Origin of the sequence: Promicromonospora aerolata (assembly GCF_042682255.1) — a bacterium.
GTDB classification, from domain to species: domain Bacteria; phylum Actinomycetota; class Actinomycetes; order Actinomycetales; family Cellulomonadaceae; genus Promicromonospora; species Promicromonospora aerolata.
In genome coordinates, this window is the sequence record NZ_JBHUHF010000001.1 from 2,282,103 (window position 1) to 2,308,518 (window position 26,416).

Annotated in this window: 23 protein-coding genes and 1 pseudogene; 13 read left to right on the forward strand and 11 right to left on the reverse strand. The window is 72.4% G+C overall.

Annotated features, from left to right (window positions below; genetic code table 11):
• Nucleotides 1-9: 9 nt before the first annotated feature.
• From ACFSL2_RS10290 to ACFSL2_RS10315, 6 genes are read right to left on the reverse strand one after another with little or no spacing between them, the layout of a single operon-like run.
• Entirely contained in the window at nucleotides 10-1,728 is a 1,719-nt protein-coding gene (locus ACFSL2_RS10290; RefSeq protein ID WP_377197769.1) for a dipeptide ABC transporter ATP-binding protein, read from the reverse strand.
• Entirely contained in the window at nucleotides 1,725-2,564 is an 840-nt protein-coding gene (locus ACFSL2_RS10295; RefSeq protein ID WP_377197770.1) for an ABC transporter permease, read from the reverse strand. The genes ACFSL2_RS10290 and ACFSL2_RS10295 overlap by 4 nt, the downstream gene beginning before the upstream one ends.
• Nucleotides 2,561-3,544 carry an ABC transporter permease gene (locus tag ACFSL2_RS10300; protein ID WP_377197771.1) on the reverse strand — a complete coding sequence of 328 codons (984 nt, stop codon included), beginning with the start codon at nucleotides 3,542-3,544 and terminating at the stop codon, nucleotides 2,561-2,563. The genes ACFSL2_RS10295 and ACFSL2_RS10300 overlap by 4 nt, the downstream gene beginning before the upstream one ends.
• The gene (locus ACFSL2_RS10305) at nucleotides 3,541-5,220 is read right to left on the reverse strand and encodes an ABC transporter substrate-binding protein (protein WP_377197772.1); all 1,680 of its coding nucleotides are present in this window, start codon (nucleotides 5,218-5,220) and stop codon (nucleotides 3,541-3,543) included. The genes ACFSL2_RS10300 and ACFSL2_RS10305 overlap by 4 nt, the downstream gene beginning before the upstream one ends.
• Before the next feature lie 54 nt (nucleotides 5,221-5,274).
• Nucleotides 5,275-6,786, reverse strand: coding sequence for an MFS transporter (locus ACFSL2_RS10310; protein ID WP_377197773.1), 1,512 nt, complete (start codon nucleotides 6,784-6,786; stop codon nucleotides 5,275-5,277).
• The gene (locus ACFSL2_RS10315; protein ID WP_377197774.1) at nucleotides 6,783-7,535 is read right to left on the reverse strand and encodes an SDR family oxidoreductase; all 753 of its coding nucleotides are present in this window, start codon (nucleotides 7,533-7,535) and stop codon (nucleotides 6,783-6,785) included. Before ACFSL2_RS10315 ends, ACFSL2_RS10310 begins: the two co-directional genes overlap by 4 nt.
• 78 nt (nucleotides 7,536-7,613) lie before the next feature.
• Between ACFSL2_RS10315 and ACFSL2_RS10320 the strand changes: the two genes are divergently transcribed.
• Nucleotides 7,614-8,219, forward strand: coding sequence for a TetR/AcrR family transcriptional regulator (locus ACFSL2_RS10320; RefSeq protein WP_377197775.1), 606 nt, complete (start codon nucleotides 7,614-7,616; stop codon nucleotides 8,217-8,219).
• Between the two features lie 105 nt (nucleotides 8,220-8,324).
• Here ACFSL2_RS10320 and ACFSL2_RS10325 read toward each other — a convergent pair whose 3' ends face one another.
• The 5 genes and pseudogenes from ACFSL2_RS10325 to ACFSL2_RS10345 all read right to left on the reverse strand — a co-directional run bounded on the left by ACFSL2_RS10325 (nucleotide 8,325) and on the right by ACFSL2_RS10345 (nucleotide 12,029).
• Nucleotides 8,325-8,624 carry a hypothetical protein gene (locus tag ACFSL2_RS10325; RefSeq protein ID WP_377197776.1) on the reverse strand — a complete coding sequence of 100 codons (300 nt, stop codon included), beginning with the start codon at nucleotides 8,622-8,624 and terminating at the stop codon, nucleotides 8,325-8,327.
• Complete coding sequence (locus ACFSL2_RS10330) at nucleotides 8,621-8,896, reverse strand: hypothetical protein (RefSeq protein ID WP_377197777.1); 276 nt, start codon at nucleotides 8,894-8,896, stop codon at nucleotides 8,621-8,623. The genes ACFSL2_RS10325 and ACFSL2_RS10330 overlap by 4 nt, the downstream gene beginning before the upstream one ends.
• A gap of 133 nt (nucleotides 8,897-9,029) precedes the next feature.
• Nucleotides 9,030-9,230, reverse strand: a pseudogene (locus tag ACFSL2_RS10335) (M15 family metallopeptidase); the annotation flags it as partial.
• Between the two features lie 24 nt (nucleotides 9,231-9,254).
• Nucleotides 9,255-10,436: a hypothetical protein gene (locus tag ACFSL2_RS10340; RefSeq protein ID WP_377197778.1), complete on the reverse strand. Its 1,182-nt coding sequence runs from the start codon at nucleotides 10,434-10,436 to the stop codon at nucleotides 9,255-9,257.
• A gap of 237 nt (nucleotides 10,437-10,673) precedes the next feature.
• On the reverse strand, nucleotides 10,674-12,029 hold the full coding sequence (locus ACFSL2_RS10345) for a carboxypeptidase-like regulatory domain-containing protein (protein WP_377197779.1): 1,356 nt from the start codon (nucleotides 12,027-12,029) through the stop codon (nucleotides 10,674-10,676).
• Between the two features lie 774 nt (nucleotides 12,030-12,803).
• Between ACFSL2_RS10345 and ACFSL2_RS10350 the strand changes: the two genes are divergently transcribed.
• The 12 genes from ACFSL2_RS10350 (at nucleotide 12,804) to ACFSL2_RS10405 (ending at nucleotide 26,332) form a co-directional block, all read left to right on the forward strand.
• A complete protein-coding gene (locus ACFSL2_RS10350) occupies nucleotides 12,804-14,024 on the forward strand; it encodes a toxic anion resistance protein (protein WP_377197780.1) in 1,221 nt (406 codons plus the stop codon).
• A 20-nt stretch (nucleotides 14,025-14,044) separates the two neighbouring features.
• Entirely contained in the window at nucleotides 14,045-14,620 is a 576-nt protein-coding gene (locus tag ACFSL2_RS10355) for a hypothetical protein (protein ID WP_377197781.1), read from the forward strand.
• Nucleotides 14,617-16,014 carry an AAA family ATPase gene (locus ACFSL2_RS10360; RefSeq protein WP_377197782.1) on the forward strand — a complete coding sequence of 466 codons (1,398 nt, stop codon included), beginning with the start codon at nucleotides 14,617-14,619 and terminating at the stop codon, nucleotides 16,012-16,014. The genes ACFSL2_RS10355 and ACFSL2_RS10360 overlap by 4 nt, the downstream gene beginning before the upstream one ends.
• Nucleotides 16,011-17,348 carry a hypothetical protein gene (locus tag ACFSL2_RS10365; protein WP_377197783.1) on the forward strand — a complete coding sequence of 446 codons (1,338 nt, stop codon included), beginning with the start codon at nucleotides 16,011-16,013 and terminating at the stop codon, nucleotides 17,346-17,348. The genes ACFSL2_RS10360 and ACFSL2_RS10365 overlap by 4 nt, the downstream gene beginning before the upstream one ends.
• Entirely contained in the window at nucleotides 17,345-18,370 is a 1,026-nt protein-coding gene (locus tag ACFSL2_RS10370) for a glutamate ABC transporter substrate-binding protein (protein WP_377197784.1), read from the forward strand. The genes ACFSL2_RS10365 and ACFSL2_RS10370 overlap by 4 nt, the downstream gene beginning before the upstream one ends.
• Nucleotides 18,367-19,470: a hypothetical protein gene (locus ACFSL2_RS10375; RefSeq protein WP_377197785.1), complete on the forward strand. Its 1,104-nt coding sequence runs from the start codon at nucleotides 18,367-18,369 to the stop codon at nucleotides 19,468-19,470. Before ACFSL2_RS10370 ends, ACFSL2_RS10375 begins: the two co-directional genes overlap by 4 nt.
• Nucleotides 19,467-21,749, forward strand: a complete 2,283-nt coding sequence (locus tag ACFSL2_RS10380; protein WP_377197786.1) for a serine/threonine-protein kinase — start codon at nucleotides 19,467-19,469, stop codon at nucleotides 21,747-21,749. The genes ACFSL2_RS10375 and ACFSL2_RS10380 overlap by 4 nt, the downstream gene beginning before the upstream one ends.
• A 124-nt stretch (nucleotides 21,750-21,873) precedes the next feature.
• On the forward strand, nucleotides 21,874-22,998 hold the full coding sequence (locus tag ACFSL2_RS10385) for a protein phosphatase 2C domain-containing protein (RefSeq protein WP_377197787.1): 1,125 nt from the start codon (nucleotides 21,874-21,876) through the stop codon (nucleotides 22,996-22,998).
• A 25-nt stretch (nucleotides 22,999-23,023) separates the two neighbouring features.
• The gene (locus tag ACFSL2_RS10390) at nucleotides 23,024-24,322 is read left to right on the forward strand and encodes a VWA domain-containing protein (protein WP_377197788.1); all 1,299 of its coding nucleotides are present in this window, start codon (nucleotides 23,024-23,026) and stop codon (nucleotides 24,320-24,322) included.
• A complete protein-coding gene (locus ACFSL2_RS10395; protein ID WP_377197789.1) occupies nucleotides 24,319-25,191 on the forward strand; it encodes an FHA domain-containing protein in 873 nt (290 codons plus the stop codon). The genes ACFSL2_RS10390 and ACFSL2_RS10395 overlap by 4 nt, the downstream gene beginning before the upstream one ends.
• Before the next feature lie 488 nt (nucleotides 25,192-25,679).
• A complete protein-coding gene (locus ACFSL2_RS10400; protein ID WP_377197790.1) occupies nucleotides 25,680-25,859 on the forward strand; it encodes a hypothetical protein in 180 nt (59 codons plus the stop codon).
• A 323-nt stretch (nucleotides 25,860-26,182) separates the two neighbouring features.
• Nucleotides 26,183-26,332, forward strand: a complete 150-nt coding sequence (locus ACFSL2_RS10405; RefSeq protein ID WP_377197791.1) for a hypothetical protein — start codon at nucleotides 26,183-26,185, stop codon at nucleotides 26,330-26,332.
• Nucleotides 26,333-26,416: the final 84 nt, after the last annotated feature.

Consider the following 26,416-nt stretch of genomic DNA (forward strand, 5'->3'; position numbering starts at 1 on the left):
GCCTCCGGGTCAGGCCCCGTCGACACCCCGGACGGCGAACGGCGCGGCGTCCCGCAGCAGCCGCGCGTACGGGTGCTGCGGGTCGTCGAAGACCGTCGCCGCCGGACCGGACGCCACGATGCGGCCCTCCTGCAGTACCGCGACGTCGTCGCTCATGTGCAGCGCCACACCGAGGTCGTGGGTGATCAGGAGGTAGGCCAGGTCCCGCTCCCGCTGGAGCCGGTCGAGCAGGTCGAGCACCTGCGCCTGGACCGACACGTCGAGCGCGGAGACGGGCTCGTCGAGGATCAGCACCCGAGGGTCGGCCGCGAGCGCCCGCGCCACGGCGACGCGCTGCCGCTGCCCCCCGGACAGGTGCAGCGGGCGGCGGGCGGCCAGGGCGGGGTCGAGGCCCACGGTGTCGAGCAGCTCGGCGATCTCGGCGCGGACGGTTCGGGGCCGGGTCGTCCTGCCGTGCGTGAGCGCGTCCGCGAGGACGGCGCCGACGGTCCAGCGCGGGTCGAACGAGCTGAGCGCGTCCTGGAACACCGCGCCGACGAGCGACCGGCGGGGCCGCCGCCGGGCCTCGGGGAGCCGGCTCCACGGCTGGCCGAGCAGCGTGACCTCGCCGGCGTCGGGCCGTTCGAGCCCGAGGAGGATCCGGGCGGTGGTGGACTTGCCGGAGCCGGACTCGCCGACCAGGCCGAGGGTGCGGCCCGCACGGAGGGTGAAGGACACGTCGTCGGCAGCGACGATCTCCCGCCCGCCCACGTGAAAGACCCGCGCGACCCCTGACGCCTCAAGCAGCACGTCACCCTGAGCGCCGGCGCCGGCGAACGGAGGCGTGGTCGCTGCATCAGCGGCCACGCCGCGACCACCCCTACGTTCGGGGCCGGGAGCGGCCTCCTCGGGTGGGGGCGAGAGGGGGGTGCCGCGCGGGCGGCCCGCCGGGACGGCGGCCACGAGCCTGCGGGTGTACTCGTGCCGCGGGCGCTCGAACACCTCGTCCGGCGTGCCTTCCTCGACCACGACGCCGTCGGTCATGACGAGCACCCGGTCTGCGATGCCCCGCACCACCGACAGGTCGTGGCTGATGAGCAGCACGCCGGTGCCGTCGTCGCGCAGCTGCCCGAGCAGCCGGAGCACCCCGGCCTGGACCGGCTGGTCGAGGGCGGTGGTGGGCTCGTCGGCGATGAGGAGCTCCGGCTCGCCCGCGATTCCGGCGGTGATCAGGGCGCGCTGACGCTGCCCGCCGGAGAGCTGGCCGGGGCGCTGGCGCGCGCGCAGCGCCGGATCGGGCAGGCCCACCCGTTCGAGGAGCTCGAGAGTGCGGGCGTGCCGCCCGGCGGCGTCGAGCGTGGTGTGCAGGGCGAGCGTGTCGCCGATCTCGCGACCGATCGGGCGCAACGGGTCCAGGGAGACGAGTGCGTCCTGCGCGATGAGGCCGACCGTGCCGCCGCGCAGCCGGCGCAGGGGGCGCCCGGACAGCGCGAGCACGTCCTGTCCGGCGACGGTCAGCTCGGCGGCCGAGACCTGCGCGTGCTGCCCCGCGAGCCCGAGGATGCTGCGAGCGGTGACGCTCTTGCCCGATCCGGACTCGCCGACGATCGCCACGCACTCGCCGGCCGCCACGTGGAAGCTGACGCCGTCCACCACCCGGCGCGGGCCGGACCCGCGGCGCCCGCGGCCCTCGGGGAACGCGACGGTCAGCTCTCGCACGGTCAGCACGGGTGCTGTCGGCCCGGTCATCCGGCGCTCCTGTTCCGCTTCTGGATGCCGCGCCCGATGACGGTGGCGGCGGCGGCGCTGGCGACGATCGCGAGGCCCGGGAAGAAGGTCATCCACCAGAAGTTCGCGATGTAGGTGCGGCCCGCGGCGAGCATCGCGCCCCATTCCGCGGCGGGCGGCACGGCGCCGAGGCCGAGGTAGCTCAGGGAGGAGACCCAGATGATGGCCTGCCCGAGCCCGAGGGTCGCGAGCACGAACAGTGCGGCGGTCACGTTCGGCAAGACGTGCCGGGTGACGATCCACAGCCGGCCGCGCCCCAGCACGCGTGCCGCCTCGACGAACTCGGCGGCGGCCGTGCGGCGTACCTGGGACCGGATGATGCGGGCGTAGCCGGGTGCCGTGGCCAGCCCGACGGCGATCGTGGAGCTCAGGACGCCGGGCCCCGTGACGACGATGAAGAGCAGCGCGAGCAGGAGGCCCGGGAACGCGAACAGCACCTCGACGACCCGGGTGGTGCCGAAGTCCAGCCAGCGCGGCCCCAGCCCGGCGAGGAGTCCGAGCACCACGGCGAGGCCGATGCCGATCGCCGTCGCGAGCGCACCGATCAGGAGGGACTCGGACGCGCCGTGGACCACCCGCGTGTAGATGTCGCGGCCGGACTCGTCGGTGCCGAACAGGTGCGCGGGCGACGGGGCCCGGAACGCGTCGGCGGGCGCGGTGGCGAGCGGGTCGCCGGGGGCGAGCAGCTGCGGCCAGAGCGCCGCGACGAGGAGCAGGAGCAGGACCACGCCGGCGAGCGACTCTGCGACGGTGGGGCGGAACGTCGAGACGCCGGCGGCGGAGCGCAGGCCGCTCATTCCGTCACCGCCCGTCCGCGCGGGTCGATGGCCCGGTCGGCGACGTCGGTGACCAGGGTCATGACGGTGTACGCGAGCGCGACCACGAGCACGATGCCGGTCACGAGGGTGACGTCGCGCAGCTGGACCGCCGACAGGAGGGTACGGCCGAGGCCCTGCCGGGCGAAGACCGCCTCGACGACGACCGCTCCGCTGATCAGCGACCCGAACGCCCAGCCGGAGAGCCCGACGGCGGGGATCGCGGCGTGCCGCAGCGTGTGCCGCCAGAAGATCCGGACCTCGCTCTCCCCGCGGGCTCGTGCCGTGGTGACGAACGGCGACTCCATGGCGGTCAGGAGCGACTCGCGCATGACCTGGCCGAGGAACCCGGCCAACGGGATCGCCAGGGTGAGCGTGGGCAGCACGATGCCGAGCGGCCCGGGGGTGCTGACCGGCGGGAGGATGCCGAGGGTCAGGCTGAAGAACAGGATCAGGACGGTCGCGAGCCAGAAGTGCGGCACGGCGGCCGCGACCAGCTCGAGCCCCGAACCGATGGCCCAGGCGACGCGTCCGCCCCGTACGCTCCAGGCCGCGAGCCCGCACGCGAGCGCCCAGGCGAGGGCGAGGGAGCACAGGGCGAGCAGCAGCGTGGAGCCGAGCTGCTCGCCGATCGCCGTCGCCACCGGCTCGTGCAGCGAGTACGACTGTCCGAGGTCGCCGGTCAGCAGCCGGCCGAGGTAGGTGAGGTACTGGACCACGAGTGGCTGGTCGAGGCCGTACTCCCGGCGGACCTGCTCCAGCGCCTCTGGTCCCGCCTGCGAGCCGGGTCCGCCGAGGATCGCCTGGGCCGGGTCGCCGGGGACCAGCCGGAGCGCGAAGAACGTGATGGTCGCGGCGGCCCAGAGCACGAACACGACGCCGCCCGCACGCAGGAGCAGCCAGCGCCGGTTGCCCGGCGCCGGCCTCCTGCGTGCCCCGGTGGTGGGGACGGGAAGCGTCAAGACGCCAGCCAGGCCTCGGCGAACGTCGGGGTCGACACCGTCGGCATCGCCCGCAGACCCTGCACGGTGGACGAGTACAGGAAGTGGTTCTGCTGGTCGTACAGGGGCAGGATGTAGTACCCCTCGAGGATCATCCGCTGGGCCTGCTCGTAGAGGCTCTCGCGGTCCTCGGGGTTGCTCGTGGCGGAGGCCTGGGTGAGCAGCTCGTCGACGGCCGGCTCGTCCACCTGCGCGAGGTTCGCGAAGTAGCCGCTCGGGGCGGGCTCGATGCTGTCGGAGTGGTACAGGATCCGCAGCACGTCCGGGCCCACCTTCGTGTACGGGGCGCTCACGAGGTCGTAGTCGTTCTCGGCGAGCGCCCCGTACCAGCTGGAGAGGTCGAGCGGGTGGAGCCTGACCTCGAAGCCCGCGGTCTTCGCGTCCGCCTGGATCTGCTCGAACAGGGACTGCTCGGCGGGGATGGACTGGTTGGTGCTCACCGGGAAGTCGAGGGTGAGCCGCTCGCCGTCCTTGACGCGGTAGCCCTCGGCGTCCCGCTCGGACCAGCCCGCCTCGTCGAGCAGGCTCGCCGCCGCGTCGGTGTCGACGGCGAAGAGCTCGGGCAGGCTCAGACCCAGCGGCTCGACGCTGGACAGCGGCGAGTACGAGCGCTCGGCGGTCCCGAAGAACAGGCCCTGGATGCCTTCGTCGACGTTCACCGAACGGATGAACGCCTCGCGGACGCGCTCGTCGTCGAACGGTGCCTTGCTCGAGTTGAGCTCGATCCGGTTCGAGGCACCGGGGCGGGGTGCGTCCAGCTCCTCGATCGACTCGTCGGACCCGGCCGACTGGATCGTGTCGGGCTGCGCGTTGTCGATGACCTGCACCTCGCCGGACTGGAGCGCGGCGTAGCGGCTCGCGGAGTCGGGGATGAACCGCCACACGATCGAGTCGAGGTACGGGAGGCCGGTGCCCTCGGCGGCGGCGGGCACATCGGCAGGCGGAGACGTGTAGTCGTCGTTCCGGACGAGGGTCACCGAGTCCTGGCGCTCCCACTCGTCGACGACGAACGGGCCGGTGCCGACCGGCGCGGCGCAGTTCTCGTCCTGGCTGCGCTCCAGGGCCTTGGGTGACTCCATGGCCACCCAGACCTGCGAGAGCGACTCGAGCAGGGCGCTGTCCGGCGCGCTCAGGTCCAGGCGGACCGTGTGGTCGTCGACGGCCACGACGTCCTTGACCTTCGCCAGGGCGAGGTAGCCGGTGGACGAGGCGGTCTCCGGATCCTGGACGTGCGCGATGTTGGCGGCGACGGCCTCGGCGTCGAACGGCGTGCCGTCGGTGAACGTCACGTCCTCGCGCAGGGTGAACTCCCAGCTGAGCCCGTCGTCGCTCTCCTGCCACTCGGTGGCGAGCCAGGGGATGACCTCGCCGTCCTCCGAGAGAGAGACGAGCGACTCGAGGTACTGGGTGGCGATGAGAGCCTGTGGGTAGTTGCCACCGACGTGCGGGTCGAGGCACGTCGGCTCGGCGTCGCCCGACGCATAGGTCAGGGTTCCGCCGGCAACCGGTTCGCCCGTCGGTTCGCCGCTCGTCCCGCCGCCGGTGGAGCAGGCGGCGACCAGGAAGAGGGTGGTGGTGGCCGCGACAGCGGCGAGGACTGCACGCGAACGGGAGAGCCGGCGCGAGGGCATGATCATGTGCTTCCTTGCAGGGAACGGAGCGGGGTCACTCGGATGTTCTGGACGGATCCACTAGTGGTGCCAACCCAGGGATTCCGCCACCGTATTCCGTGCCGACCCGCGTGACCGGTCATGATGGTGTGACGCTGGCCACGCGGTCCGCCGCCCCCCCGTCCCTGCAGGGCCGCGCAGCGCCCGGGTGAGGGCCGCGCCGATGAACGCGACTCCTGCCAGGGCCCAGACACCCGCGTGATATCCGGCGAGCTGGGTGGCGTGCGCCAGGCTCGCCGGTTCGTTGTCGAGGCCGCCGACCGCGCCGGCGAGAGCGGCCACCAGGGCCAGACCGACCGCGCCACCACCCTGGTGCGCCGTCGTGGCCAGACCGGACGCCGCACCGGCGACGTGACCGGGGACCCCGCTGGTACAGATCACGAAGGAGCTGACGATCGAGACCCCCATCCCGAGCGCCCACGGGACGGTCGGCGCGGTGAGGGTCACGGCGAGCGGCCCGTCGGCGCTGCCGACGACGGCCCAGGCCGCGAGCGCCACGGACTGGAGCAGCAGCCCCACGCCGAGCGCGTCGTACGGGCCGATCCTCCCGATGATCCAGGGGGCCAGCCGGGTTCCCACGAGCGTCGCCAGCGGGATCGGCAGGTAGGCGAGCGTCGCCTGGAGGGGCGCGAGACCGCGCGTCTCCTGCAGGTACAGCGTGACGAAGAAGAAGGTCCCCAGCATGACGGTTCCGACGAGCACGAAGATGGCGTTGCCCACGACGACCGACCGGATCCGCAGCAGCGCCGGTGGCACGAGCGGGTGGGCCGCATGCTTCTGCCGCAGCAGGAGCAGCAGGCCGAAGGCGGCGGCGCCGACGCCCGCGCCGATGGTGCTGCCCGCCGCGGGCCCGTCGGCTTCCAGCGAGACCGCTGCCAGAGCCAGCAGGCTCAGGGTGCCGGAGGCAGCGACGGCACCGATGAGGTCGACCGGGGCCGGCGTTCTCGACGAGGCGGGCAGGGCTGTCAGCGCCACCGTGGTGATGATGACGCCGAGCGGCACGTTGATCCAGAAGATCAGGTGCCAGTCGATCTCGGTGAGGAGTCCACCGAGGGCGAGCCCGAAGGGTGCTGCGACGGCTCCCATGCTGCTGAAGATCCCCAGGGCGCGCACCCGGGCCGGGCCCTCGGGATAGATGTCGGTGATCAGCGCGAGGGCAGCAGGCACCACCAGCGCAGCCCCGACGCCCTGCAGGGCGCGGCCGGTCAGGAGCTGCCACGGCTCGGCGGCGAGCCCGCACCCGGCCGAGGCGGCGGTGAACACGGCCGTCCCCGCGACGAACAGGCGCCGGCGTCCGACGACGTCGGCAAGGCGCCCCGACGCGAGGAGCAACCCGGCGAAGGCGATGAGGTAGCAGTTCACCACCCACGAGATCTCCGTGTGGCCGTAGCCGAGGTCGTGCTGGATGCCGGGGAGCGCGATGTTGACGACCGCCGCGTCCATGACGGTGAGGAACTCGATGCTGACCAGCGCGCCGAACGGCACCCAGCTCGGCCACCGTGTTCGTCGCGCGAGAGCGGGTGGCACCGTCACAGCAGCGCCCCGCCGGAGGCGTCGATCCGCTGCCCGGTGACCCAGCGGCTGTCGTCGGAGGCCAGGAAGCCGACGATGTCGGCGACGTCGGACGGCTCTGCGACGCGGCCCAGCGGGGACAGCCCGGCAACCAGCTCGCGCGCGTGGTCGAGCCACGCGGCGTTCATGTCGGTGTCGACCACTCCGGGGGCCACGGCGTTGACCGTGATGCCGCGCTCCCCGAGCTGCTTGCCCAGGACCGCGGTGAACACGTCGATGGCGCCCTTGGTCATGGCGTAGCCGATCAGGTCCGGCTGCGCAGCGCCCCGGGTGAGGTGCGTGGAGACGTTGACGATGCGGCCGCCGTCGCTCAGGCGCGGGAGGGCGAGCTGGGTGACGAAGAACGGGGCGAGGGTGTTGACCGCGATCAGTCGCGTCAGGCTGTCGGCGTCGACCGTGTCGATCGTGCCGCGTCCGTCGGCGATGCCCGCGTTGTTGACGAGGATGTCCAGCCGGTCGGTGATGGCGTCGAAGCCCTCCCAGAGCGCGGCGGCGTCCTGCTCGACATCGGGTCCGCCCAGCGCGGCCCCGAGCACATCGGCACGCCCGCCCGACTCCTGGATCGCCGTGGCGGTCGCGCGCGCCGCCTCCTCGTTGACGCCGAAGTGGACGACCACGTGGGCGCCCGCCGCTCCGAGCCGTCGGGAGATCTCGTGACCGATGCCACGCCCGCCGCCGGTCACCAGTGCCGTCTTTCCGCTGAGGTCCATGTTCCGCTCCAGTTCCATAGTGGTCGATACGGAAGTGGACGCTAGCAGGTTTCCGAGTGATCGCTATAGAATTGGGCCATGGGGACGAGGACAGGACGCCCGAGGGGCTTCGACCGGGACGCCGCACTCGAACGAGCGATGCTGCTGTTCTGGGAGCGCGGCTACGACACGGTGTCGGTCCGCGACCTCACCGACGCGATGGAGATCACCCCGCCGAGTCTGTACGCGGCCTTCACCGACAAGCAGACCCTGTTCGAGGAAGCGGTCGACACCTACGCGCAGCGGTACGGCGGCTACATCCGAGAGGCGTTCGAGACCCAGCCGACGGCGTACCGGGCCGTCCGCGGCCTGCTCACCGGAGCGGCCGTCCAGCAGACGTTGCCCGGGCGCCCCAGCGGCTGCCTCATCCTGAACGGCGCCACCAACCACACCGTCGCCTCGGCGCAGGTCGCGGCCGGCCTGCGAGCGCGTCGCGCCGAGACCGAGGCCCTCATCGAGGGCAAGATCCGGGCCGACATCGACGTCGGGGAGCTCCCGCCCGAGACCGATGCGCCTGCGCTCACCGCGTTCGCCACGACCGTCTGGCAGGGCCTCTCACAGCTCGCCCGGGACGGACACGGCCGACGAGACCTGGAGGGCGCCGTCGCCGTGGCGCTGGCCGCGTGGCCCGGTGCCCGCCAGTAACCGTTCCACGCCTCCCGCTGCGCATATGGGCAGCAGGACGAATTGATGGTCACACTCACGCCGAAATTCGGCCGTCGCAGCCGCGATGACGCTGGCGACGCACGGTCAGGCTGCGGAATAGCGCTGGCGTGCGGCCTCACCCGTCGTCCCCAGCGCCTGACCTACGACGTTCCAAGACAGTCCCTGGGCCCGAGCCTGGGCGACCGCGTCACGAACCGCCTTCTCGGCCTGGCCGGTCAGGTAGATCCGCCTGGCTGCGGCTCGCTGTAGCTCTAGTAGCGCCGGGGGCGTCGGCTGCAGCCGCTCGGTGTACTCCTCAGTAGCGGCCTTGGCTGCCATCTGTTCGCCCCAGGCCTCCAGCTCCGCCCGCTCCTCGGGTGTCAGGTTCAGATCCTCGATCCTCATGGCCACCTCACCTCGCCCCTCTCCTTCGGCGTCAGGAACTTGCTTCGGGCTTCCATCGCATGGAAGACCACGAACTGGATTCCCCACTTCGAACGGTGCCCTATCTCCAGCAGCCCTCCTGACTCAGCCGGACCGATCGTCAGTACCGACCCGTCCTCGTCGTTGTCGAAGCTACGTAGCGAGAAACCCAACGCGTGCCCGATATCCGCTTCCGTGGTCCCCGGGTGCTTCAACGCGCTCGGTAGGACCAGGATGCCCTCAATCTCATCCATTACGCAAGGCTGCTTGCCAAGTCGCCTTGTCGCTCGGGGTGGGCCATGCCACTCGCCGCCGTTGTGACAAAGCAGCATCGGTCGCCGTGGAACGCACGCACACCCTGGCGGTCGCCGCGCCGGTGCCTGTTCCTCAGTAGCTGTTGGGCGCGTGGACGGACTGCCAGTGCCAGGGCTCCGGGTTGCGCCCGGAGGGCTCGGCGAACGGCGGGTGCACCCAGCCGTAGGCCTCGGCGTTGGCCTTGAGCCACTCGTACTGGGCCGAGCCGAACGCCTGCACGCCCCCGCCGATGTCGATCGCCAGGCCCGTGCCGTGGTTGGAGCAGCCGGGCGGGGCCGCGGTCTTGGACGACGGGTCCTACAGCGCCTCCTGCTGCGCGTAGGTGCGGTAGGAGGAGTTGATGGTCATGCTCACCCCGAACTCCGCCGCGTACGCCTCGTTCAGCTCGGCCAGGCCGCCGACGACGTCCGCGCGCACGGCGTGGCTCGACGCGAACGGGATCGACGCCAGCTCCGACGACGACAGGTGACCGTTCTCCGCGGTCCACACCTGGTCGGGTTCGGGGCAGGTACCGGCAGGCGCGGTGTCCGTGCCCGCGGTGCCCGCGTCCGCTCCGGTGTCCGGGCTGCCGGCGGCGTCCTCCGCGTCCTCCGCGTCCTCCGCCTCGACCTCCACCGCGTCCTCCCTCGTCCCGGCCAGCACCACGGCGGCGGCGTCCTCGATCTGAGCCGTCGTGGCGGACAGCGCGGCTGCGAGCTGCTCGATCTCCGCGAGGAGCTCGGACACCGCACTCCCCTGGCCTGGCGCCTTCTCCAGCAGCTCCCCCGCCCGTCCGTCGAGGTCGGCGGCCTGGTCGAGCGCCGCTCGCAGGCTCTCCCGGTCCGTCGCTGCGTCGATCTTCGCCGACTCGGCGAAGGCCTGCTCACCCACGTCCGTGGCCTCCCGCAGGTCGGTCCGCGCGTGCTCCAGTCCGGTCATGGCTCGTTCGAGCCGGAGCTGCCGGCCCGACTCGACCACCCGACGGGTCGCCTCCCGCAGGGCGTCGGTCGCCACCTCGACGTCAGCACGCAGCACAGCCATCTGGTCCAGCAGCGCGACCGCTTGCTCGTGCGTGCCCGTCGTCGACCAGGTCACCGCACCCAACGCGGTCGCCGTCTGCCGCGCATCGTCGAGAGCCCCGTCGAGTGCGCGACGTTCGGCCTTCGGCGCCGCCTGACCGTCCGGCCCCTCGACGGCGGTCCGCGCGGCCTTCATCTCGACGGTCAGCTGCTCGCGCAACGTCACTGCCTCGTCGGCGGCCGCCCGAGCGTCCAGCACGGCGGACGACCCGTGCGCGACCACCGGGGCCTGGTCGAACAGACCGAGCGCATACGCGCCCCCGGACGCCGACGCCAGGCCCAGGACGACGGCGACGACGACGACCCACCGCACGCGCTTGCGCCGACGGGCCCTGCGCTCAGCGGCTCGCCGGGCGCGCGGGGAGGGCGGCGCCTGGTGCGGCGTCGGCAGCTCCGGCCACAGCGGCGTCTCGGTCAGCACCGAAGAAATCTACGCCGCCTCGCGGCGGGCGGAAGCCTGGACCCGGGTGAATTCCGGCGAGCGGCGCGGTCGGGACGAGCGAACGGGCCGGCCGTCCACGGCTCGCGCGGACGGCCGGCCCGTTCAACGTCAGTGGCTGTTGGGTGGGCAGCTGCGGTCGGCGTGACGACGGCAGCCGTCCGGTGGACGGCGGCCGTCATGAGGGCCGAACGCATCGGCGGGAGCAGGTGCGAGGTACTACCGCTGGACCATGCGGTCGGGCGACGTCGCGACGCCGTCGGTGAAGCCGTCGCGTCGTGCCGTCACCTCTACCGACAGTTTCGAATCGAGGTCGCCCATCGTGATCTGGTACCGGGGCGAGGCTGCGCCCTCGATCGCGATGCCGTCACGGAGCCACCGATACGTGTAGGTGAGATGAGCAGGTGTCCACGTCCCTGGGTTCGCCTCGACCATTTCGCCCACCTTGGCGCTACCGGAGATCGCGGGGGACGTCAGCGCATGCACCTCGTGCTCGCCGAGCGTGAAGTCGATACCCGGCACGGTGTCACAGGACTCGGGAACGACGACGTCGGCCGCCTCCTCGGCGTTGGGCGCCCCGTAGCGGAACCAGTACTCCGAGCTCGCACCTTCCCCTGTGACGACGACCGCGACATCGTACGTTCCTGGCGCCAGGCCGGGGACGTGGAACGCACCGTCCTCGGTGATCTGGACGTGACGGGTGACAAGGTCCGGGTCCTCGTCGCTGAAGACGCGGACCTCCCTGAACCCGTAGGCAGGGAGATTGGCGACCGTGCCTTCGACGGCGCCGCATTCCGACAGACCGAAGTCCACGCTGGAGAGACTTCCGCCCGGATCCACGGCGAGCGGGGTCGCGTCCGCGAGTGTGTTCGCGGTGGAACCTGCGCCCGCGTAGTAGACGCCGGTATACGGCGAGTAGCCCTGCTGGCGGTTGGCCGAGACGTAGACCTCACCGGTGTCGCCGCCGGCGGCCGCGAAGCTGAAGGTGCCGTCCTCCGCCGTCATTGCGGAGCCGTGAGCGCCGTAGCCGATGGGGTCCGCGGCGACCTCGGCGCGCGCGACCGGACTGCCATCGGGCGCCACGACCGTGCCCGTGATGGTGGTGAGGCGCGGGAGGATGAGCTGCAGGCCGGAGAGGCCGGACGCGGGCACGGTGAAGCGCTTCGCTTCGGCGCGGTCTTGGGTTACCTCGTCCTCGCCGGCATACCCGAAAGCGTAGCCCTGGCTTGTGGCCCCGCCGATGATTTCGAGCGTGTAGCTATCACCGGCTGGGACATACGGGAAGCTGAACTCGCCGTCAGGTCCTGTCCCATCGGCGAGGCCATGCTGAGCGACGACTCGTCCGTCCTCTGCCACGACTTTGACCTTGACGCCCGAGACCGGAGCACCTTGCTGGTCCAGAACGTTGCCCGAGATGCCGGCGGCACGTTCGATCCGAACGTCCATCCAGAGACCGGATTCGGGGAGTTCATGGGGCGGCGGGCCTGCGGCGTCGTTGGTGTCGACGGAGTACTCGCCGTCCCGCTCCCAGACATCCCCTGGTATGTAACGGGGGGTGCCGTCGGCGTTGGCCATCTTGATCGTGTAGCGCTCGCCGGAGGTCAGCTCGCCGATCGCGAACGTTCCGTCGGCTCCCGTGGTCGCCGTACCCATTACCGTCTGCTGGTACGCGAGCCGTACGGTGACGAGGACTCCGTCGGCGGGCCGCCCGTCTCCGTCGTGTACGACGCCCGAGATGGATCCGGACAGTGGTTCTCCTGCGGTCGCAGGGAGTGCTCCCATGGCGAGTGCGGCGAGGAAGGTCATTATGGCGGCCAAGCCGGCTACGGCTCGCACGCGCATCGTCGAGAAGTGCAGTGTTCTCTCCAGCCCTTCGTGTGGATCGAGTTCGATGGTGCCGTGCGAGAAGTAGGTCTACAGGCCGACCGTTGTAGTGCGGTCCAGACCGGGCACAGCGGCGGCCGAGGGTTGCACCAAAGTGACTAATGGCACAACATGGACAGGCGTCCAACTTGCTCCACGAGGGACAGAATCTCGGCAAAACTTGCCAGGCAATTCACCCACTCCATCAACAGGGTGAAAATGAAAGCGAGGCAAAAAGCCGTCGATCGCTCATCGCCCTGTGGAAAACTCGAACACCAAATATTCACCCGGAAATGAGCTCGACCGGCTGTCGGACCCCCCGGCGGCGCTCTGGATCGTCCCAACCCGGCCCCGTCCGGCGGCATGGGGAACTCTCCCGGCCGCCCCCTCGTTCTCACCCCGCCGAGCAGCGCCTCCGCCACCAGCGGCGATGGCCCGCGGCATATACTCGCCGCGTTCGGACGCCCTATCTCGCGAGGAGCACCGATGACCGAGCCGATGCCGCTTCAACCGCCTGCCCCCGCTGCCGAGCCCCTCGTGCTCAGCGCACCCGACCCGGTCCAGCCCGTCGCGGCGACCCAGGCGCCCAAGATGGCTCCCAAGGTCGACCCGGCTGCGGCGCCCGCGCTCGACAAGAAGGTCAGCACCTACCTCGACGGCCTGCTCAGCGCCGACACCAAGAGCCCGGAGTTCGCCCAGCGCGCCGACGACGTGCGCACCATGGGCGACCAGGACATCCGGCAGGCCGCCGACTCCAGCAACCGGCTGCTCGCCACGCCCGTCCGCGCGCTCAAGGAGGGCGGCCTGGCCGACGGCTCCAAGGTGGGCCAGACCCTGCTGGAGCTGCGGCGCACCGTCGAGGACCTGGACCCGTCCGAGGCGAGCGTGGGACGCAAGTTCCTCGGCGTCATCCCGTTCGGGGACAAGATCCAGGACTACTTCCGCCGCTACGAGTCCGCGCAGGGCCAGCTCAACGCCATCATCCAGTCCCTCTACAACGGGCAGGACGAGCTCCGTAAGGACAACGCGGCGCTCAACCTGGAGAAGCAGAACCTCTGGGACACGATGGCGCGGCTCAACCAGTACATCTACGTGGCCGAGCGGCTCGACGCCCAGCTGTCCGCGAAGATCGCCGAGCTCCAGGTCGCCGAGCCCGAACGGGCCAAGGCGCTGTCCGAGGACGTCCTGTTCTACGTGCGCCAGAAGCACCAGGACCTGCTCACCCAGCTCGCGGTCTCGATCCAGGGCTACCTCGCGATCGACATCATCATCAAGAACAACATCGAGCTCACCAAGGGCGTCGACCGCGCCACCACCACGACGGTCTCCGCGCTGCGCACCGCTGTCATCGTGGCGCAGGCGCTCGCGAACCAGAAGCTCGTGCTGGACCAGATCGGCGCCCTGAACACCACGACGTCGAACATGATCGCCTCGACCTCCAAGATGCTCGCCGACCAGTCGGCGACCATCCAGGAACAGGCGGCGAGCTCGACCGTCGGTATCGAGCAGCTGCAGGAGGCGTTCACGAACATCTACGCCACGATGGACTCCATCAGCGACTTCAAGATCCGGGCGCTCGACTCGATGTCGCAGACCATCGGAGTGCTGCAGACCGAGACCACCAAGGCCTCGGAGTACGTGGAGCGGGCACGGCGCACCAACACCGACGGCGTGGCGAGCGGATCTCTCGACCTCAACACCCCGTGACGGCGGGCTCGGAGGCAGGCATGAGCTGGTGGCGGCGACTCTTCGGCGGCGGACGCCCCGAGGAGGTGGAGCAGAGCGTCGCGATCCCGGCCCCGCCCACGACCGAGCAGATCGTGACGTCCGTCGACGCGGTGCTGGAGCGGGCGTCCGGCAAGGCTCCGGCGGCGGTGACGGCCCGGGTGCAGCGCGTCGCCGAGACGGTGCACGAGATGGCGCCCCGCCTGGACCGGCTCGGCGCCGGCTCCCAGCAGGCACACACCGTGGTCGCCACCGCGACCAGCTACCTGCCCGAGGCCGTCGACGCGTACCTGCGCCTCCCGCGCGACTTCGCCGACCGGCGGGTCGTGGACCGCGGCAAGACGTCGCTCATGATCCTGTGCGACCAGCTCGACCTGCTGGGCGCCACCATCGACAAGATCTCGGACGCCGTGTCCCGGGCCGACGCCGTCGCCCTCGTCGCGCACGGCCGGTTCCTCGAGGAGAAGTTCGGCACGTCGGGCCTCACGCTCCCCAGCGCGGACCTCGGCACGCTGCCACCTCCCGGGTCGCCCAGCCCCGACGCCGGCTCAGGTCCCCGGCCGCTGGAGGCCCCGTGAGCACCACCGCGCTCGCCGCAGCCCTCGACGCCCTCGCCACCGCCGCCACGGCCGCCGGCGTGAGCGCCCCGGCCGCGCGCACCGAGGGGGAACGACTGGCCGCGGCGGTGGCCGAGTCGTCGCCCGGCGCCCCGGCGGGCTGGATGGCGGCGACCGCCCGGACGACGTCGGGCAGCCTGCAGCCGTTCTTCGACGCCGCCGTGAGCGCCCGTCGCTGGCGCAACGCCCCCACCGACCTGCTCAACGACCTCATCGGGACCGGCTCACCCCACAGCACCCGGTACGCCGAGGCACTGGCCGTCGTCGTCGACGCCGCAGCCGAGCTGGGCGAACCCAGCATCAGCGCCATCGCAGCGGCAGAGGGCACCAAGGCGGTCCACCGCAGCGCGGCCACGGGCCGCGACAAGTCCCCGACGCCACCCTCACCGTCAACACCGCCGCAAACCATCCACCCGTCCGTGACGCGCCCGACCCAGCCGACTACCCAGCCGCCGTTCCCCGCCGCAGAAGGCGACGGACCAGGAAAGGCCCCAGCCGACGAACCCGCCCCGGCCGAAGAGCCGGAGAAGACCCTCGAGCAGCTCCTCGAAGAGCTCGACCAGCTCATCGGACTAGGCCGGGTCAAGGACGAGATCCACCGCCAGACCGAGCTCCTCCGCATCGAGCGCCTGCGTGGCGAGGCGGGGCTGAGCGCTCCGACGCTGACCCGCCACCTGGTGTTCGTGGGCAACCCCGGCACGGGCAAGACGACGGTGGGCCGGCTCGTGGCCGGGATCTACCGTGCGCTGGGCCTGCTGGACAAGGGGCACCTCGTGGAGGTGGACCGGTCGGAGCTGGTGGCCGGCTACCTCGGGCAGACCGCGGAGAAGACGACGGCGGTCGTGGAGCGCGCCCTGGGTGGCGTGCTGTTCATCGACGAGGCGTACGCCCTGGCCGAGGACCAGTACGGGCGCGAGGCTGTCGATACCCTCGTCAAGGACATGGAGGACCACCGCGACGACCTCGTCGTCATCGTGGCGGGCTACCCCGGTCCGATGGCCCGGTTCGTGGGCACCAACCCGGGACTGGAGAGCCGGTTCGCCCGCACGATCACGTTCGAGGACTACTCGGCCGACGAGCTGCGGCAGATCTTCGGGTCCATGGCCCGGGCTGCCGACTTCGAACCCGAGCCGGCCGCGCTGGAGCGGTTCGACCGCCTGGCGGCGGACCAGGCACGCGGAGAGGGCTTCGGCAACGGGCGGTGGGCACGGAATGTGCTGGATTCCGCGATCGCCCGGCACGCCTGGCGCCTGCGGCACGTTGAACGACCGACGCTGGACCAGCTGCGCACGCTGGTCCCGGAAGACCTGGAGGATGTCGTGGACATCGGGACTGACAGCGAGGCCACCACGTGACCGCACCGCTGACGACGACCAACCCGGGCGCGCCCGAGCCCGGTCTCGCGGCCGGCACGGGTGCCGCACCGGCACCGACCACCCCGGGCGGCCGGTTCTCGGCAGGCCTCGCGACCACGCCGGGCCGACTGGCGCTGGCGACGACCGTGGCCGTGGTGGCGTGCCTGCTGCTGGGCGTGACCGGGTTCCTCGCGGGCAACGGTCAGTCCGCCGCGCTGCGGGACGCCCAGGGTGACGCGGCCCAGCTGGTGGGCACGCAGGAGCTGCGCAACGACCTGGTGTCGGCGGACGCGACGGCGACCAACGCGTTCCTCGTGGGCGGGCTGGAGCCGGCGGAGGCGCGGGACCGCTACGAGAACAGCCTGTCCGAGGCCGCACAGGCCGTCCCGTCCCTGGCCGCGACCGCGCGGGGCGAGGGCGAGGCCGCCGACCTCGCCGCGGTGTCCGACGCGGTGCAGCGGTACGCGGGCCTGGTCGAGTCGGCCCGGGCGAACAACCGGCAGGGCTTTCCCGTCGGTGCCGCCTACCTGGACCAGGCGTCGTCGGCGCTCCGGGACGAGGTGCTCCCCACCATCGACGAGGTGGCGGTCTCGACGTCGCAGCGGGTCGACGCCGACATGGGTTCCGTCTCCCTCGCCCAGGCGCTGCTCCTGCTGGTGCTGCTGTCGCTGGTGGCACTGGGTGCCGTACAGCTCTGGCTCGCGCGGCGCACCCACCGCGTCCTGAACACCGGCCTGGCGGCCGCGAGCGTCGCGCTCCTGGTCGGTGGCGTGTTCGCGAGCGCCGCCGTGCTGGGGGGCAACGGTGTGGCGCGGTCGGTGGCGAGCGGTCCGTACGCGGCGACCGTCGCCACGTCGGAGGCCTTGTCGCTGGCCACGGACGCCAAGTCGATGGAGTCGTTCACGCTGATCAAGCGCGGCTCGGGCGAGGAGTTCGAGGAGTCCTACCAGACGTCGGTCGCCGGAGCGCGGGAACTGCTCGGCGAGGCGGAGCAGGCCACCGCCGGCGGCGACAGCGGTGCCGAGCCCGTGGCCCTGCTGGAAGCCTGGGACGAGAAGCACACCGAAATCCGCGAGCTGGACGACGGCGGTGACTGGGACGGCGCCGTCGCGGCCGCGACGTCCCGGGGTGACGACTCGGCGGGCGCGGCGTTCACCGCGTTCTCCGACCGGGCCCACGCCGAGGTCGAGGCCACGAGCAAGGACGCCTTCGACCGGCTCGGTTCCGCCGCGACGACCGCGCAGGTCGCGGCCTGGATCGCCCTCGTGCTCGGGGTCGCGGGGGCCGTCGCGGCCGCAGCCGGCATGAACGTCCGTCTGAAGGAGTACCGATGAGCATGCGCGCAGCCCGCAGACCGATCGTCACCGCCCTCGTCGCGCTCGCCCTGGTCGGCACGACGGCGGCGTGCGCACCGGAGCCGACCACCCACCTGCTCACCGGCGCGGCCGGGATGAGCTCGGCGGCACAGGAGCCCGCGCAGGAGTCCGCACCGCAGGCGCCGAGCGGCGGTGCAGAGACCGGCACGGCCGCCGCGGCGCAGGACTGTGCCGACGGGCAGCCGGCCGTCGCGTCGATGAGCCCGGGCAACGACGTCGAGGTGACGTCCGGCTCCACGATGGCCGCGATCCGGGAGCGCGGCACGCTGGTGGTCGGGGTCTCGGCCGACACCCTGCTCATGGGGTCGCGCAACCCGTTCAACAGCGACATCGAGGGTTTCGACATCGACGTGGCCCGGCAGATCGCCGACGCGATCCTGGGCGACCCGGACAAGATCCGGTTCCGCGTGATCACGTCCGGCGACCGCGAGACGGTGCTGGCCGACCACGACGTCGACGTCGTCGTGCGGGCCTTCACCATCAACTGCGAGCGCTGGGAGAACATCGCGTTCTCGGCGGAGTACTACCACGCGGGCCAGAAGCTGCTCGTGCCCACGACGTCCGACGTCGCGGGCATCGCCGACCTCTCCGGGCAGCGGGTCTGCGCGCCCGAGGGGACCACCACCCTGGAGCGCCTCGGGGAGTGGGAGGGCGTGGAGGCCGTGCCCGCCACGACCCACACCACGTGCCTGGTCCTGTTCCAGCAGGGCGCGGTGGACGCCATCACCGGCGACGACACGGTCCTGGCCGGTTTCGCCGCGCAGGACCCGTACGCCAAGGTCGTGGGCGACGCCGTGAGCGACGAGCCGTACGGCGTGGGCATCCCCGCGGACCAGCCGGACATGGTGCGGTTCGTCAACGGCGTGCTGGAGGACATGGTCGACGGCGGGCAGTGGGCGAAGTCCTACGACCGCTGGCTCGGTGACGCGCTCGGTCCCGCACCCGCCCCGCCGGAGCCCGTGTACGGGCGGACGCCGTGAGCAGGGCGCACCGCGCGCCGGCGCCGCCCGGCGCCCTGGGCGTGGCGGCGGACCCCGCAGCGCTCCTGAGCTACCTGTCCGACCTCCAGGCCTGGCTCGACGCGCGCCGCGCCGACCTGGACCGGCTGGACTCCGCGGCTCGCCAGGCCGGCGAGAACGCCGTGACGGCCGACGTCGTACTGGCCCTCACGCTGTGGCAGGCGGTGCGCACGCGCACGGACGAGCTGGTCACGGTGTGGGACTCCGGCCGCGCGGACGCCGTCGCCCGGGAACGCATGTCCCAGCTGATCTGGGGCCGTCTCGGCGGTGACCCGGCCACGTCGCTGCTCTCCCTCGTCGACGCCGCACGCCTGTGCGACGCCCAGGCCGACCAGCTCGCCACGCGGCTCTCCTTCGACCCGCACGCCGCCGACGTCACCGCTCGCCTGCGCGCCCTCACCGCCGGGATCGTCCGGGCCGAGGACGCCGCGCACGCGTCGGCCGACACCGAGGACGACGCCGTCGTCGCCCGCCTGCGCGACCGGCTCGCCCGTCTCAAGTCCGACGCCGCCCGCGGGGCCGACGTCACCGGACCCCTCGGTGGTCTCGAGGACGAGGTGGCCCGCACCGAGCGGGACCTCATCGTGGCGACCGCCCGGCGCCGGTCGCTCGCCAAGGACCGGGAGCGCGCCGTCGCGCTGCGCACCACCCTGGCCGACCGGACGCCGGTGCTCACCCGGGTGGCGGACCGCTGTCGCCGGGAGATCACCGACCCCCCGCGGCTCGCGATCCCGGACGTGACCCGGCTCGGCGACGTCCCGGACGAGCCCGGCCGGCTCACGACCTACGTCCAGCGGCTGGGCGCCGTCGAACGGGCCATGGAACGGGTCGAGGACGCCTACACCGCACCCCTGCGCGAACGTGCCGAGCTGCGCTACCGCGTCAAGAACCTGATGACGAAGGCCCAGGGCAACGGGCGGGCGGCGTCGTCCACCGTGAAGGCGGGCGAGGACGAGGCGCGCGAGGCGCTGGACGCCACGCCCTGCGACCTGCCCCTGGCACGGCACTTCACCGAGCAGCTCGAGATGCTCGTGCGCGATCTTCCGAAGGGACACCGATGACGACACAGGCGTGCGCCGAGCCGGGCTGCCGCGGCACTATCGAGGACGGCTACTGCAACGTGTGCGGGGCACCCGCCGGCGGCAACCCCGCCGCGGGCGCGCTCGCGGCCGTCGCGGCGTCCTGGGGGGCCGACGACACCACCGTGCGTGCCTCCGGCGGGCTGCCCGGACCCATGGAGCAGCCCTCCACCGGGCGCACCAGCTCGTCCCGTCTCGCGTCCACGGCGCTCGGCTCGGCGCGCGTGGGCACCGGCTCCTACCAGACGCGGCGGGTCGGCACCGGCTCGACCCGTCTGCGCGGGCACCGGCTCGGCGCGGGCCTCACCACGGTGCCGCACACCCCGGTGGCCGACCCGCTGCAGGCCGTCATGGCCACGCCGGAGCTCGCGGAGAGCAAGCGGTACTGCCCCACCTGCGGTCAGCCGGTGGGCCGGGCCCGGGAGGGCGTGCCCGGCCGTATCGCCGGGTTCTGCGGGCACTGCGGCGCACGGTACGACTTCGCCCCCGCCCTCCATGCCGGCGACCTGGTGGCCCGCCAGTACGAGGTGGTCGGCTGCCTCGCCCACGGCGGCCTCGGCTGGATCTACCTGGCCCGCGACCGCAACGTCAGCGGCCGCTGGGTGGTCCTCAAGGGTCTGCTCAACTCCGGTGACAAGGAGGCGTACGAGGCGGCGGTCGCCGAGCGGCAGTACCTCGCCGAGGTGGAGCACCCGCTGATCGTCGAGATCTTCAACTTCGTGCTCCACGAGGGCCTCGGCTACACCGTCATGGAGTTCGTGGGCGGCAAGTCGCTCAAGGACGTGCTCAAGGAGCGCCGCGACCAGGGCGCCGGGCAGGCGCGGCCGCTGCCCGTCGACCAGGCCATCGCGTACATCCTCGAGGTGCTGCCGGCGTTCAGCTACCTCCACGACCGCGGGCTGCTCTACTGCGACTTCAAGCCCGACAACATCATCGCCCAGGGCGACGGAGTCAAGCTGATCGACATGGGCGGCGTGCGCCGCGTCGACGACCTCCAGTCCGCGATCTACGGCACCATCGGCTACCAGGCGCCCGAGGTGGCCGAGATCGGGCCGTCCGTCGCCTCCGACATCTTCACGCTCGGCCGCACCCTGGCCTCCCTCGTGCTGGACTTCCGCGGCAACACCACGGTGTACCAGGCGTCCTTCCCACCGGTCGCCGAGACGCCCGTCTTCCAGAAGTACGACTCGTTCTACCGCTGGCTGGCCAAGGCGTGCGCGCCCGCGCCCGCCGACCGGTTCGCGTCGGTCGACGAGGCCCGCGTCCAGCTCCTCGGCGTGCTCCGCGAGATCGTCGCGACCGACAAGGGCGCCGGCTACACCGCCACGACGTCGGCCGAGTCGGTCCTGTTCGGCGTGCCGCCGCTCGACGGCGCCGAGGGTGCCCTCGGCTGGCACGAGCTCCCCCTGCTGAAGGTGGACTCCACCGACCCGATGGCGTCCTGGCTCGCGGGCGTGAACGTCGCCGACCCGGCCGCCCGCATGGTGGCCCTCGCCGGCGCCGGCGAGGCCACCGTCGAGGTGCGGCTCGCCCTGGCCCGTGCCGCGATCGAGGCCGGCGACATCGACCGGCTGCGCACCACCGTCGCCCAGATCCTCGAGCACGACGCGTGGGAATGGCGCGCCGCCTGGATGGAGGGCCTGGGACACCTCTCGACGGGCGACCCCGCCGCGGCCCGCGCGTCGTTCAACGCGGTCTACGGGCAGGTACCCGGCGAGCCCGCGCCGAAGCTCGCCCTCGCCACGGTGTGCGAGGGCTCGGGGGAACCCGGCGTCGCCGAGCAGCTGTACAGCACCATCGCGCGGGCCGACTCCAACTACACGGGCGCCGCGGCGTTCGGCCTCGCCCGCGTACGGTCCTCGAGCGGCGACCTCGACGGCGCCCTCGGCGCCCTCGACCTGGTGGGCCCCACGCGTGGTTCCTTCCCCGACGCCCGCCTGCGCCGGGCCTGGCTGCTCGTCGGCGCCCGGCGCAGCCTGGTCGACCTGTCCGACGCCGTCGCCGGGCTCGACGCCGCCCACGTCCCCGACCGCCCCAAGGCCGCGGTCACGGTCGACGCGCTCTCCGGCGCGCTCGGCCTGGTCACCCGCGGCGGCGCCGACCCGAGCGTGCGCGTGGCCGGCGCCGAGGCCACCGAACCCGAGCTGCGGGACCGCCTCGAGCTCGCGCTGCGCGACCTGGCCCACCTCACGGACGACCGCTCGGAGCGCGTGGCGCTCGTCGACCGGGCAAACTCCGTACGGCGGTGGACGATGCGTTGAGCGGTACGCCCGACCCAGAACCCGGCAGACCAAGAACCGCCGAACGGTGACCCGCCCCCGGTGATCCGCTGAAAGACAGTCGCGGGGCGCGAGCCCTGACGGACGCAAGGAGACCGACCCAGACATGAGTGCCGACGAGAGCAGTCTCGCCCGCTGCCCCCACTGCGGAGAGACCGCGGCGCCCCGCGCCCGGTTCTGCGAGAACTGCGGCACGCCGCTGGGCAGCGCCGACCACAGCGCCGACCACACCGCGCCCTCCGAGGTGACCCTCGTGCCCGCCCCCACCGTGGTGGACCCCGACCCCGCGACGGGCGACTCCGCCGCGCGCCGGTCCTGCGCCGCCTGCGGCGGCACGATCGCCTCCGACGGGTACTGCGCCGACTGCGGCACACCCGGCCAGTCCGAGCGCGACCACTTCGAGGAACGTCCGGCGGGCTGGGTCGCCGGCGTCTGCGACCGGGGTGTGCGGCACGCCCGCAACGAGGACGCGATGGCGCTCGCCGCGGGCGGTACCTTCGCCGCCCTCGTGGTGTGCGACGGCGTGTCGAGCGCCCCCGACTCGGACGTGGCCTCGCTCGCCGCGAGCCGGGCCGCGCGGGACGTGCTCGTCGCCTACGGCCCCGAGGGGTCGAGCTCCGTGGAGGGGGCGACCAGCCGCCGCATCGCCGGGTGGACCGACGCCATGGTGGCCGCGTCCCGCGCCGCCGGCCAGGCCGTGCGGGGTGCGGCGGAGCAGCTCGCCGCGACGAAGGGGAAGGACGTGGCGGACGACCCGCCGTCGTGCACCTTCGTGGCCGCCGTCGTGGACGACGGTCTGATCGTCGCCGGCTGGATGGGCGACTCTCGCGTGTACTGGCTGCCGGACTCCGGCCAGGCGGAGCAGCTCAGCGTCGACGACTCGTGGGCGCAGGAGATGATCGCGGCGGGCGTGCCACGTGCGCAGGCCGAGACGTCGCCGCAGGCGCACGCCATCACGCGGTGGCTCGGCCCGGACGCCCCGGACACCGACGCCCGGTGCGCCGCGACGGTCCCTTCCGGACCGGGCTGGCTGCTGGTCTGCTCCGACGGTCTGTGGAACTACTGCTCCGACGCGCACGAGATGAGCGATCTCGTGCAGCGGTTCGCCGGGTCCGGCGACCCGCACACCACGGCCGCGGCGCTCGTGCGCTGGGCCAACGCACAGGGCGGGCGGGACAACATCACCGCGGCGCTCGCCCGTGTCTCCCCCACTGTCACCGAGCAGCGATAGCCTGCCGCTACCGAGAGGAGCCACCGTGGCCGAGTTCTCCGCCGAGGTCTTCCAGAACGAGTTCCTGTCCGACGGCGCCACCGATGTGCACGCCGTCGTGTCCGTGACCTGCACGGGTGCCGGGACCACCCAGCGCGCCGCCGCCGGGGTGGGCGCGAGCGGGAGCGGTGTCGCCGAGATCGTCGCCGTCGACACCTCCGGCTCCATGCAGGGCCGCAACATGGAGGCCGCCAAGCACGCCGCGGCCGTCGCCGTCGACCAGATCCCGGACGGCACGCTGTTCGCGATCATCGGCGGCTCGCACGTCGCATCCCGGATCTTCCCGTATCCCAACGCCCGGGTACCCATGGTGGCCATGGAGCCCGGCGCCCGCGCCGAGGCCAAGCGGGCCATCTCCACCATGGCGGCGGGCGGCGGTACGGCCATCTCGTCCTGGCTCCGCCTCGCGGACGACCTCTTCGCGACCGCCCAGGTGGCGAAGAAGCACCTGATCCTGCTGACGGACGGCAAGAACGAGTCCGAGCCGTCCGCCCACCTGAACCAGATGATCGCGGACGTCACCGGGAACTTCCAGTGCGATGCCCGCGGCGTCGGCGACCGCTGGGTGGTCGGGGAGCTGCGCAAGATCTCGACCGCCCTGCTCGGCACCGTCGACCTCATCGCGCGGCCGGAGGACATCGCCGACGACTTCGCGGCCCTGGTGCGCAAGTCCATGGCTCGCGGCGTCGCCGCGGTGGACCTGCGGGTGTGGGCGCCGCAGGGGTCGCAGGTGCTGTTCGTCAGGCAGGTCGCCCCGGAGGTCGACGACCTCACCGGCCGCCGGACCGAGGTCAACGCCCTCACCAGCGCGTACCCGACGGGGGCGTGGGCCGACGAGACCCGCGAGTACCACGTGGCGGTCCGCGTTCCGTCGAAGCCCGTCGGCTCGGAGCAGCTCGCCGCCCGCGTGCAGGTGGCCGTGGACCACGAGGTCGCCGCGTCCGGCCTGGTCAAGGCCAAGTGGTCCGACGACTCCACGCTCACCGCCCGGATCAGCCCCGAGGTGGCGCACTACACGGGTCAGGCAGAGCTCGCCTCGGCCATCCAGGAAGGGCTCGCCGCGAAGGCCGCCGGCGACGAGGCGACGGCGACCGTGAAGCTCGGCCGTGCCGTCCAGCTCGCCGCCGAGACGGGCAACGACGACGCCACCTCGCGCCTGCGCAAGATCGTGGAGGTGGAGAACGTCGAGGAGGGCACCGTGCGGCTCAAGCGCAACACCGCCAAACTGGACGAGATGGCACTCGACACGGCATCCACCAAGACCACCCGGGTACGGCGCGCATGACGGTCCGCTGCCCTGAAGGCCACACCAGCCAGGCCACGGACTACTGCGACGTGTGCGGCACGCCGATCCCGACCGGGTCGGCAGAACCGGCGGAGACCCAGCCGGCCGCGGCCCAGCCGGCGCCGGCCGAGGCCGGCTCCGCGCCCGACGAGGGTGGCCCCGTGACCTGCCCCAACTGCGGTGAGCCGTCACCCTCCGGATCCCTGTTCTGCGAGAACTGCGGGTACGACTTCACCACGGGCACACCGGCTGCGCCGACGCCGCCGCCGTCGAGCCTGGACCTGGGGGTGGGCGGGCCCACCGGCGTGCCGCCGTCGAGCCCGGACCTGGGCGCGGGCGGACTCACCGGCGTGCCGCCGTCGAGCGAGCCGGGCTCCGGCGGGTCGGCGCCGTCCGCCACGCCGAGCACGCCCACCGCACCGGCACCCGGCGGCGGCGGGCTGAGCGCACCACCGGTGCCCGGTGACGACACCTGGGTGGCGGAGATCTGGGTCGATCCCGACTGGTACGCGCACGAGCAGCCCGAGGACCCGATGCCGTCGGCCGGTCTGCCCGGCCTGGTCACGTTGCGCCAGCGCAGCCTCCTCGTCGGGCGGCCGTCGCAGTCGCGCGGCATCCGCCCCGACGTCGACTGCGGCAGCGATCCAGGCGTGTCCCGCCGCCACTGCCAGCTGACCACGGACGGGCTGCGCTGGTGGGTCGAGGACCTGGGGTCGTCGAACGGCACCTTCGTCGCCGCGGCGGGTGACCCCCTGCCGGACACCCCGCTCACGCAGGGCATCCGCAAGGAGATCGAAGAGGGCGACCGGATCTTCATCGGCGCCTGGACGCGCCTGGTCATCCGCAAGGCCCTGCCCGGCGAGGCCTAGGTGTGATGTCCAGGGAGGTTGTTCGGAGGCGGCCGGCGTGCGGTTCACGCGCCGAACCGCACCCTGCGCGTCCAGGAGCCGCCTCAGCCGAAGGTTACGAGTCCATACGGGGTCCGGTGCACGTGTTCTTTGCGGCTCGGCACCGCCGGTGACTCGTCACGTGCGGTTCAGCGTCCCAGATTGGCCCACAAAACACACAAGTTGCGGTTCGACGCCACCACCCGACCGTCGGCTTCACCAAGGCATGACCCCGCCCGTAGGTGCGGGTCGTCGAGAACCGCGAACACGACGGAGTTCACCAGGCCGGTCGCCGCCTCGGCCCGTTGCCTGGTACGTCGGAGAAAAAGCCGTGCGCTGCACGAGCGTTCCCTGAGAGGCTCAAGGCACACCGCGGTGACGTCCGTCCGGTCCCATACCGGGCGGTGGACAGGGTCCGGCCAGACCCATGTCGGGAGACCGACACATCCAGCGTCACGAAAGGCACTCACGTGCACACCGAGTACGACCTGGCGCTCTCCCTCCACCGGGACCGCCTCCGCGACGCCGAGGAATATCGGCGTTTCCGCACGCTCCGTCAGGAGCAGAAGCGACGCAGGGCCGAGGCCCGCGCCGCACGCCACAACGACCGCCGCGCACAGGCACCCACCCTGCGCGCACGTTCCGCATGACCGGTGCGGCGCCCGCCGGACCCCCGGCAGCCGGCGCCTCGCCGCAGTACCGAAGCAGAGCGCGTGCCCGTCACCCGCTCTGCTTCGGTGCTGTCCGGCCACCTTCGCCCACCGACCGGCAAGACTCCTCCGAAGACCCCATGACGCACCGCTGACCTGCGGCGGGGTGCTGCAGATCACCACCGTCCGCCTTGCGCGGGATTTCCGGAATCTGGGAGGATGTAACACGACGGAAACAGTGCGGGACACCGAGCCGCGACCCGGCCCGATGAGCTCCCCCGGCACCGTCCATCTCTCCCCACCCCTGGAAGGAAACCCCAGACATGCATGCCCAGACGGCTTACTACATCGGCCGCGCCCAGGTCGCGGAGATCGCGCGACGCGCCGAGGTCATCGGCGCCCAGGAGCGCGCACTGCGTGAGCAGCCCGAGCGCCACACCAACAAGCGCGTCAAGCGACTCCGCCTGATCTGACCGACTCCCGGCCGACGCCTCGGCCCGGTGCCGGCACATCGGCACCGCAACATCCTGGCCCTTCCTCGGACGACCCCGGTCGCC